This is a genomic window from Alteromonas confluentis, from assembly GCF_001757105.1.
Lineage (GTDB): Bacteria > Pseudomonadota > Gammaproteobacteria > Enterobacterales > Alteromonadaceae > Alteromonas > Alteromonas confluentis.
In genome coordinates this window covers 1-9,151 of record NZ_MDHN01000030.1, presented here as the reverse complement: position 1 = coordinate 9,151, position 9,151 = coordinate 1, and the positions used below count along the sequence as shown (strand labels likewise).

Genomic DNA, 9,151 nt, shown 5'->3' with positions numbered 1-9,151 from the left:
ATGTCCGCTTCTGACCCAGGCTGTGTGAAAACGCTGATCACTTTTTGGTCTAAAAAGCCGCTTATTATGATCAAGTAATCTAATTGTTTCGGTAGTTAATTGATATAATAATCAGCATGTTAATGAACTTTGATGACTGATTATGACGAATCACATTAAAGGAGAATGTCGTATTCAAGCGACTTTATTCCCAGAGATTTTGGATGACTTTATCAGTGAAGATAACCCCGTTCGTATTGTTGACGTTTTCGTCAATGAACTTGATTTGCAAGAATTAGGTTTTGAACGTGTTCAGGCTAAATCAACGGGCCGCCCAGGTTATCACCCAGCCACTTTATTAAAGCTTTATATCTACGGCTATCTCAACCGTATTCAATCTTCTCGTCGACTGGAAACAGAAACCAACCGTAATCTTGAACTCATGTGGTTATTGGAACGTTTAGCGCCGGACTTTAAAACTATCGCTGATTTCCGACGTGATAACGGCGAAGGAATCAAGTTGGCTTGCCGTCATTTTGTCATTTTATGTCGAGAGCTGAATATGTTCAGTGAGGGCGTTGTCGCCATTGACGGTAGTAAATTCAAAGCCGTAAACAGTAAGACGAATAACTTTACGTCTAAGAAAGCCAATGACCTGATTGCTCGCGTTGAGGCGAAAATTTCTAAATATCTGTTGGAGCTTGACGAAGTAGACCGCAAAGAAGTTCCAGATAATCGAGTAAGAATGGTGAAGGATAAACTGGCTTGGTTTAAGAAAAGGCTAGGTGAATTACAGGAAATGAAGCGGGTAGTAGAAGCGCACCCAGACAAACAGGTATCACTAACCGATCCCGATGCCAGATTGCTTAAAACCAGAAATATGGAACGCCAAGTTTGCTATAACATCCAAAGCGCGGTTGATACAAAGCATCATCTTATTGTCTGTCATGATGTTACAAATACTAACGACCGTGGCGAGCTAGCAAGGATGACCAAACTCACGCAAGAAATATTAAATAGAAAAGATATCACTTCTCTGGCAGATAAAGGCTACTACAGCCGTCAGGATATCAAAGCGACACTGGACCTTGGCGCTGAAACTTTAGTCCCTAAAACAGATACCTCTGGCTCGGAAAGAAAGGGTATCTTCAATCGCTCCAAATTCAAATACGACCCCACTAAAGATATCTATTCCTGCCCTGCTGGCGAAGAAATGATAAATAGAATGAGAACCGTCGAAGATGGTTTGGAATTAGATGTCTACTTCAATCATAACGCGTGCAAGGAGTGTAAAATTCGGAACCAGTGTACCACCTCAAAGCGCGAGCCAAGACGAATGAAACGCTGGATTCATGAGGCAGAAGCTGAAGCCATGCTGGAACGTCTAGCAAACGCCCCCGAAACACCAGTGATCCGAAAACAAACTGTTGAGCACCCTTTCGGGACGATAAAAATGTGGATGGGCGCAACTCACTTTCTGACAAGACGATTCAAAAACGTCAGTACCGAGATGAGTCTCCATGTTCTTGCTTACAACATGAAGAGAATGATGGCAATTATGGGCGTGCAGGCACTAACAAAAGCCATCAGAGAAGGATAATCCCTGACAATCTGACTCGCCTCCGGTAAATTCAGGTGTTGTAGAAAATCGCGATCGAAATCTTCTTCGACGATTTCAAAATATGGATATTCATCGCCTTCGACAAGCAAGTGTGTTTTCACACAGTCTGGACCAAGAAGAGACGTTTTCAGTATGAAGCTGTATCGTTTCCCACAGCTCTATTCGTATTTTTTCTTCTTGTCATGGCGATAGACTGACTGGATGGGCTTTACTTTCATGACACTGCCTACATGCTTTTCTATCGACTCGCGCAGCCCTTCCATTTCGTTTACTTCATTCAGTGATGCAAGACAATCAAGAATCCCCTGCGCGATGCTGTCGACGATAGCGCCGGCTGAAGAACGGGTCACCCCGGCATTAAAGGCAAACTCGATTAAGTCTTTACGTGTGGGAAATGCTTTGCTCTTACGCATTTTCAGCGCCATGGCGTTATCGATGGTCGGGTAAATCAGCGTATGGGTAATATCATAGACCGGACTCAGTTTTATTTCAGTGTGATCATTCTGGTATTGCAGTGAGAAGTTTTTGAGGTGTGCGTCACCGTTGCCTATCAGGCAGTTGAAAGCCACCAGCGCGAAAACCTTATCTAATTCTTCCGGTGATTGCGTATTGAGCAGTGTGGCTTTAAGAACATTCTCATAGCTCCCCAGATACTTCTGATCGCCGGTGCGCCCCATGAGCGTGGCGTAGTCTTCAATGCCGATTTTGTTGCCGTCATCATCAACGTCGAAACGTTCTACTACGTAATGCTGCAAATCATCTGATAGCCAAACAGTGGGCGTATTCAGACCACAATGTTCAGCGCATTTCATACATACAAATTCGTTTACTGTTAGCAGGGGAAACTCTTCATCAAACGTTTTAACGATGATGTCTTTTTGTAACACGGTAGAACGGGATACCACCACTTTAGGCTGAACACCGGATGCCATTCCGTTGAGATAATAGCGTTCAAGCAGCCGGGGGAATAACTTCTCTTTACCAGACCAGTGCAGTATGTCGTCAATAGCAATGTGCTCCGGCTCTGGCAACGTTATACCCGCATCATAGGATAAGTAACCGATGCCCTTCTCTCCCATAAGTGCCAGTAGGTACATATCGTCAACGTTGGCATACCGCATGAGCTTTTCTGAGATATACCTGCGCAGGTAACCCTCCGGCAGGTTTTGTGTGAATATTGGATGTAACGCGCCGTGTGAGTAAGGCTCTGGCCTATACGGCATCGTCAATGACACGTCCCGTTTTTCCTTTTTGTAAGTAAATGTGTATTGCGCGGCCCGATTCAATACACCAGCCGGTGTTCCGCCAACTTTTACCTGTAACCGGCGGACCAACTCGGGCAGGCTCGCTAAAGTGTAATTAGTCCTCATCGTATATCGAATCCAGCTCATCAAGCGTAGGACGGCGATTAACAGAGATAGCCGTTAGCTCTAATCCCATAAGGTTTAAATAGCGCTCCAGTAGTTGGAGAGACCCTTGATATCGCCCATTCTCAATTTGAGAGATGCGGGGGCGAGCAGTTTTGAGCTTACTTGCGATATCGTCCTGGCTCATACGCCGACGCTTTCGCTCTGTTTTTAACTGATTACCGATTGATTCCCTGCTCATAAATCACACCATAAACGTACCCATATATGTACAAATTACACTAAAAACCCAAAATGTACATATATAAATACAATTCTGGCGTAGCAACCTGCCGGTAACTGTTTTAAAGTGCGCCTCACCTGAGACGTTGTGTTCGCCTAAGTACACTCTCCTTTAAATCCTTACTACTTTACCACCAGCACGACACCTTGCAGCGTTTTAACCCTATTTCTGGATTAACCACTACACTTTTACAGTAAATACCGATACGGTAGAGACTGACTTATCAGGAAGTAGTTGATGATTAAGGTAATTAATTGCGCTTTATTAATATTCATCAGTAGCCTGTCCGTAGCCAACGGTGCGGATTTGAAACTGGGTGCCTCTCCACTTGCCACATACGTAGACGACGAAGGAGAGCCGGCGCGGCTCAACGCCATTGTCGGCGAGGCATTTCGCCGGATGGATACCAATGTCGAGTTAAATGTAATGCGTAGGGCCTTTCTTGGCGGTGCGATAACTACAGGTAAGTTGAATGGCGAGTACGCATTCATTAGTCTTGATGCGCGAAGTGATAACTACCACTATTCCGCCAGCTATCTACCACTTAATTTCTATGTGGTATCTAAACGCCCTGACGTAAGCGAAATTAAGTTGTTGCCTCAACTTCAGGATTCTCGAATCGCGATTGAAAATCGCTTCGCCAATACGGATGAATTTCGCAAAATTGCCGCGGTGAAATGGTCGCGTAATCCCACTACGTTCGATGCCTTTCGTCAGTTTGCCGATGAACGCGCACCACTACTTATGACTACCGGGCTATTAGCCGATGAATTTAACAAGCTATTGTTAGCCGACAATGAAGAACTAATATATCGTTCACCCTCTCCCCTACTGCGTGCGGGCTTTCATGTGGCAATAAGCAAGAGCACCGAAAGCAGTAGTTCATTAATAGCAGCCTTTGATAACACCATAGCTGAGATGCAGACGGACGGCAGTTACAACCGCCTATTGCAAATTAGTTGGCTGACAAAAGATATTAATGACGATGGTGTAGCAGACTTCATTTCGAGCTCAGCGGTTGCCCATTTAGATGAAGCACCTTCTAAGGCGAGTACCTATGCCCTTGATCGCACATCACCTTCAACGCAATCGTTGTTTGTGATTGATAATGTACGCTATGCAAATTGGGCGGAGGCCACAGCCGTTCTGGGCACACAAAACACGTACACCGCCCCTAAAAGCTTGCTTGATGAAGATATATACAAAAAAATTATACGCCAGTGGTAGTTTATAGTTAATGCGTATAAAGCATAGATATGCTTGAAACTTGCGCTGAACCTCCTATATTTAAAAGGGTTCCCCGCATAAGTATTCGATAAAAATTCTTTATCGTGGTGAACTAAATTTATCTGTAACACGTTAGACATATTACTGTCATAATTATATGATAGTGACGGGTAAACCACAGGAGGGCTCTTTTTATGAATGCATTTACCAAGTCAATTTCGCGTTTTTTTGAGCGGGCCCATCCATATACAGTTGCTTACTATATTGGAAGGAAAAATGCTGAGAAGATTTTTGATTGCAAAATCAAGAAGAAATCCAAGCTGCTCGCTGAATGTGATCACTAATCTAAACACCCGATAAACAGGTCTTATTTATAAGGCCTGTTTTTATATGAGTAGCTTCTACAGCATTCCCTTCCTGAAAGACCACATCGCCCACACATTTTGTAAAACTTTTCGCCTGTTTCTCATCCAGTCTGTCTGCTAGTTTAAACGATAGGTTTAATAAGACAGCGGAAACACCTAATGAATAATTGCAACAAGCTAAAGGTCACTACTGGTATTCTTTGGGCTGCAGCTATCCTTGCCGCAGCCATTCTAGATGCTCCCGCCTTTCTCACTTTGGTCCTGCTACCTGTTTTAGGCTACACGTCGGTGAGAGCTGTGGGCAGTCACACGTAATCAAATGGGCATCAGCCCTGAAGTAACGTCGTTAGCTCCTGCGCACCAAACATAATAATTTCAAATGCGATCAGAATAATGATAATCCACTCGAGGAATGAAGAGTGTTTATGTTTTACTTCGTCGGCCAGCATTTGAAACAATTCATGTATCACGTTTAGCTTATTCGATAGCAGATCCACCCGCGGCCTGATATCAAGATACTTCATGGTTGCGTTGTAAGCCTCTTCGTATTCCGGGTATTCCCAGAAAAACTCTGGGGTATCCAGCAAACCATAATGCAAAAAGATGTCACTTTTCGTGCTGAACAAATGTCCACGAATGCTTGCCAGACGCTTACTACTCAGATTAATTTTGCCGGTTTCTGCCAGTGTTTTTGGTAGATGCGCATATTGCTCAATTGTCTGTTCGGCCTGATATTCAAACTCGTTTAATTTTGTCGACTGCGCGAGTGCGTGGCTCACCGCCAATCGCAATAGCATTTCTTCTCCGGGTAAGGAAATCAGGTCGCCATGTAACTTCAATGCAGGCGCGCCAACTTCGAAACGGACATGCTCCTGATGTTCGCCAGACAATGCTTCGCCGCTGATTTGCAAGCGGTGTAAAAAAGCCAGTCTTTCGTCTTCATCCACGCCCCAAAACACCAATACACCGTAATCAAAAATCCAGCCCTCACCGCCAGGAAGTGGCAGTTGAACAGCATCGCGGAATCGTGTGCCATGCTGCGACTGATTGATTTTTTGGGTATCAGAAACCGACAACACATACACGGAAACTCGGTCATTAGAGAAAATCATATTGATTCCCACAAGTGATTAAAAAACGGCCGATTATGCGCCTTATTTTGGCTTTCTCCTAATAAATTAATTTCATATATTTCAATGACATAAAAGGTATCTAATAGTTGTCCCGCCTTAAATTCAACACGTAGTATGCCGCTTTTTCTGATCAACTATGAACCAGCGCCAAATGACGTGGAAACAAGAACGTAGAAACAGCGGCATAGAAACTGCAATCCATAGTTGAAATACGGCGCTAGACGGCTGTATCCGGCAAACACTGTTACTGATTAACGACAGAATGGGGGTTTTGCAGAATTTTGTCCGCGTATTGAGGATTACATGGCAACGATTGAGTTATTTGATGGGGATATCACGCAGCTGCGGGTGGATGCCATTGTAAATGCAGCCAATTCGTCATTGTTAGGCGGCGGAGGTGTTGATGGGGCCATTCATCATGCTGCAGGCCCCGAACTGTTTGAGTTTTGTCGAAACCTAAATGGCTGCCCAACGGGAGAGGCCGTGCTGACTCCCGGCTTTCAGCTACCTGCATCTTATATCATCCACACAGTAGGCCCTGTTTGGCGCGGCGGCGGTAATCATGAAGACAGCCTATTGGCAAAATGTTATCGCGCTTGTCTTCATATCGCTAGCAAGCACAATTTTCGTACGATTGCCTTTCCTGCAATAAGCTGTGGCATTTATGGCTTCCCCGTAAACATGGCTTGCGAGATTGCCCTTGGCAATATTCGCTTGCATGCAAGTAGAGGCCAAAGCCCTTGTAAAGTTATATTATGCTGCTACGGAGACGACGTCAGGAATGGCTTTCGCCGCTTGCTTGGTGACTAGTTTAGCCTCTTCATCGACATGTTTATTAACTGCACAATTTACACTTTTATCACACGGCGTAAATCAATCATTCCACACTCCCTCTAATCAGGTAGTGCAAAATTTAACCGGCAGCTTACTTCGCATTGATGCCTCCGTATAATACCGGCTTTTAAAAATCAGGGGCTATCAATGCAGAAACCAAAACACAGTGTGGTAGAGGATCTTTTCGCGTTAGTCAGCGCCGGACTTTTTGTCGCCTTTGGGCTTTATCTCTTCCAGTCTCAGGATCTCATGGTGGGCGGCGCTGCGGGGCTTGCGCTACTCGGCACATATGCACTGCCAATCAATTTTGGTTTGCTGTTTTTTATTATCAATGTGCCCTTTTATGCGCTGGCCTGGACACATATCAGTAAGCGATTCACCATCAATACCTTTATTTCTGTTACCACGGTGTCGTTGCTTACAGATATTATTCCTCAATTTGTGCAAATCAATAATGCCAACCCCATATTCACTGCCATTTTTGGTGGGATCTTACTGGGTGTAGGCATGCTGATCATGTTTCGTCACAGCTCAAGCATGGGCGGACTTGGCATTCTGGCTTTTTATCTGCAACAGCGATTCTCCATTCGCGCGGGCACTTTTCAACTGTCTATAGATACCATTATATTGCTGTCGTCACTGCTGGTGCTCAACTGGAAACTGGTACTGATGTCAGTATTGGCTGCTTTCTGTTTGAATATGGTGCTGTCACTTAATCACCGACCTGAACGCTATATCCTGCCGGGGATCACCAGCGAAGATGAGCAAGAGGAAGCATCACCGATGGATGACCGGGACAGCGCAACATCTCGTTGATTTAGAGAGAAATGAAAACCTGGTGAAATTGAGTTACCTCTGCCCCCCTCTTTTCTCGCTTTGCCTGTACGATCTAAAAGCCCGGCTGGTTGCCTAATGCCAGTCAGTTAAGCTGACTGGCTTTTTTCTTTGTGGGGTATTTAGTCGGTTTTTTCCTCACCGCTCTTGGGTAATATCTGTCTGGACGTTTGTCGGGCAACCTCATCATTCTCAGAGATTCCATCAGATATTCATAGTGAACGGGCAGCTTAGTAACGGTTTCCGGAATGGTTGACAGGAAGAATACAATAATGTGTCTCATGCATAAGCCGAAGCTGAGTCGGGACGGAGATAGCTCCGGCATATCTTTGACAGCATCCAGCATCATCATTCGAATCAGGTTGTAGGCGAGTAATAGCCCCCAGAGCTCCTGTCGTACCATCTCCGGCTTCTTGCTTCGGAGTGTCAGTTTTGCCTGATGCATCGTTTGTTTCATTTCCCTGAAGCCCAGCTCTATTTCCCAGCGTTGAACATACACATCGACAACTTCGTCATAGGGAAACTGTAGCGCATTGACCATTGAACTAAGCACACGGTAAGTCTTTCCATCGACTTCATAGCTGGTCAATCTCGCTTCGAGGGTCTCAGGTAAGCCACTAAATTTTTTTCTGGCCTGGGGCGAGGTTTTCAGTGTGACAACAGCATCATGGTCGCTTAGTTGATGCTTTACTGTGTACTGTAAATCTTTACGAGCAGGCAGCATCCAGTGGGTATTCACACCTTTAGTCATCCATAGATGGAGTAATCCCAACGAGTAATATCCTCTGTCAAAGAGAGTCAGGGAGTTATCTGGCACCGAAGGAACAAGGCGCTCTGCAAGTGACATCTCGCCGACATCACGACTGTCGAATTCACTGGCTAATAGAAGATGGCTGGACGTTTCCATCAGGCTGCACATGCGTACCTGCGGATAAGGATTATCACCTTTAGCATTCCGGTCACAACCAAATGTATCAAGATTCTCATTGGTATCCTGCGCACGGAACATCACACCATCAACCGCCAGGACATTTAAACCACACCACTGTTCAAAGGCATACTCTCCAAATGCTCGCTGTGCCATTAACTTAAAGACGTGACCGACAGCTTCCTCCCCCAGTCGTTGCCGGGCTTGCACCACCGCACTGGGCGCAACAAAGCGGTTTTTACCCGGCAGCGAAACATCGAGTTTATTCGCGACATCCCAGACAGGGTCGTTACGGAAGAGGCTCATTCCCACAATCGTAAAAACGACGGAATCCAGCGGCAACCGGCGACGTCTGACGGTCGCTACACCCGATAAATCATAAGCTTGCTGGAGCAGTTCAGGGTCAACAAAAGACATGAGCTTATCAATAGTATTCAAATCTTCAGCATGACTGAATGTTTCATCGAGGTTGGAAAGTAAAGGCATAAAAAAATCCGATATCAGAAACTGATATCGGATTTTGAAGCCTTTAAAAGATCGGTCAACCGATCATGAAAATATTCTTAACTGATCGGCATTA

General features: G+C 45.1%; 8 protein-coding genes. 4 read left to right on the top strand and 4 right to left on the bottom strand.

Annotated features, from left to right (window positions below; all coding sequences use genetic code 11):
• Positions 1-142 precede the first annotated feature (142 nt).
• Complete coding sequence (locus tag BFC18_RS13785; RefSeq protein WP_070123173.1) at positions 143-1,579, top strand: IS1182 family transposase; 1,437 nt, start codon at positions 143-145, stop codon at positions 1,577-1,579.
• Positions 1,580-1,758: 179 nt separating this feature from the next.
• Here the strand turns inward: BFC18_RS13785 and BFC18_RS13780 are convergent, their stop codons facing one another.
• Positions 1,759-2,970 carry a type II toxin-antitoxin system HipA family toxin gene (locus tag BFC18_RS13780; protein ID WP_070126153.1) on the bottom strand — a complete coding sequence of 404 codons (1,212 nt, stop codon included), beginning with the start codon at positions 2,968-2,970 and terminating at the stop codon, positions 1,759-1,761.
• Positions 2,960-3,208: a helix-turn-helix transcriptional regulator gene (locus BFC18_RS13775; RefSeq protein ID WP_070126152.1), complete on the bottom strand. Its 249-nt coding sequence runs from the start codon at positions 3,206-3,208 to the stop codon at positions 2,960-2,962. The genes BFC18_RS13780 and BFC18_RS13775 overlap by 11 nt, the downstream gene beginning before the upstream one ends.
• A 279-nt stretch (positions 3,209-3,487) precedes the next feature.
• On the opposite strand from BFC18_RS13775, the gene BFC18_RS13770 reads away from it, so the two are divergent.
• Positions 3,488-4,477, top strand: coding sequence for a substrate-binding periplasmic protein (locus BFC18_RS13770; RefSeq protein WP_070126151.1), 990 nt, complete (start codon positions 3,488-3,490; stop codon positions 4,475-4,477).
• Between the two features lie 691 nt (positions 4,478-5,168).
• On the opposite strand, the gene BFC18_RS13765 is transcribed toward BFC18_RS13770, so the two are convergent.
• Positions 5,169-5,954 (bottom strand): RMD1 family protein, encoded by a 786-nt coding sequence (locus tag BFC18_RS13765; RefSeq protein ID WP_070126150.1) that lies wholly within the window; start codon positions 5,952-5,954, stop codon positions 5,169-5,171.
• Between the two features lie 324 nt (positions 5,955-6,278).
• Here BFC18_RS13765 and BFC18_RS13760 point away from each other — a divergent pair, with 324 nt between their 5' ends.
• The gene (locus tag BFC18_RS13760; protein ID WP_070126149.1) at positions 6,279-6,785 is read left to right on the top strand and encodes an O-acetyl-ADP-ribose deacetylase; all 507 of its coding nucleotides are present in this window, start codon (positions 6,279-6,281) and stop codon (positions 6,783-6,785) included.
• A gap of 171 nt (positions 6,786-6,956) precedes the next feature.
• Positions 6,957-7,625, top strand: coding sequence for a YitT family protein (locus BFC18_RS13755; protein ID WP_070126148.1), 669 nt, complete (start codon positions 6,957-6,959; stop codon positions 7,623-7,625).
• Between the two features lie 103 nt (positions 7,626-7,728).
• Here the strand turns inward: BFC18_RS13755 and BFC18_RS13750 are convergent, their stop codons facing one another.
• A complete protein-coding gene (locus BFC18_RS13750; protein WP_070123693.1) occupies positions 7,729-9,057 on the bottom strand; it encodes an IS4 family transposase in 1,329 nt (442 codons plus the stop codon).
• Positions 9,058-9,151 lie beyond the last annotated feature (94 nt).

Excerpts from the sequence above, each read along its gene's own strand:
- BFC18_RS13785 (WP_070123173.1), top strand. The coding sequence starts at position 143 with ATGACGAATCACATTAAAGGAGAATGTCGTATTCAAGCGACTTTATTC.
- BFC18_RS13780 (WP_070126153.1), bottom strand. The coding sequence starts at position 2,970 with ATGAGGACTAATTACACTTTAGCGAGCCTGCCCGAGTTGGTCCGCCGG.
- BFC18_RS13775 (WP_070126152.1), bottom strand. The coding sequence starts at position 3,208 with ATGAGCAGGGAATCAATCGGTAATCAGTTAAAAACAGAGCGAAAGCGT.
- BFC18_RS13770 (WP_070126151.1), top strand. The coding sequence starts at position 3,488 with ATGATTAAGGTAATTAATTGCGCTTTATTAATATTCATCAGTAGCCTG.
- BFC18_RS13765 (WP_070126150.1), bottom strand. The coding sequence starts at position 5,954 with ATGATTTTCTCTAATGACCGAGTTTCCGTGTATGTGTTGTCGGTTTCT.
- BFC18_RS13760 (WP_070126149.1), top strand. The coding sequence starts at position 6,279 with ATGGCAACGATTGAGTTATTTGATGGGGATATCACGCAGCTGCGGGTG.
- BFC18_RS13755 (WP_070126148.1), top strand. The coding sequence starts at position 6,957 with ATGCAGAAACCAAAACACAGTGTGGTAGAGGATCTTTTCGCGTTAGTC.
- BFC18_RS13750 (WP_070123693.1), bottom strand. The coding sequence starts at position 9,057 with ATGCCTTTACTTTCCAACCTCGATGAAACATTCAGTCATGCTGAAGAT.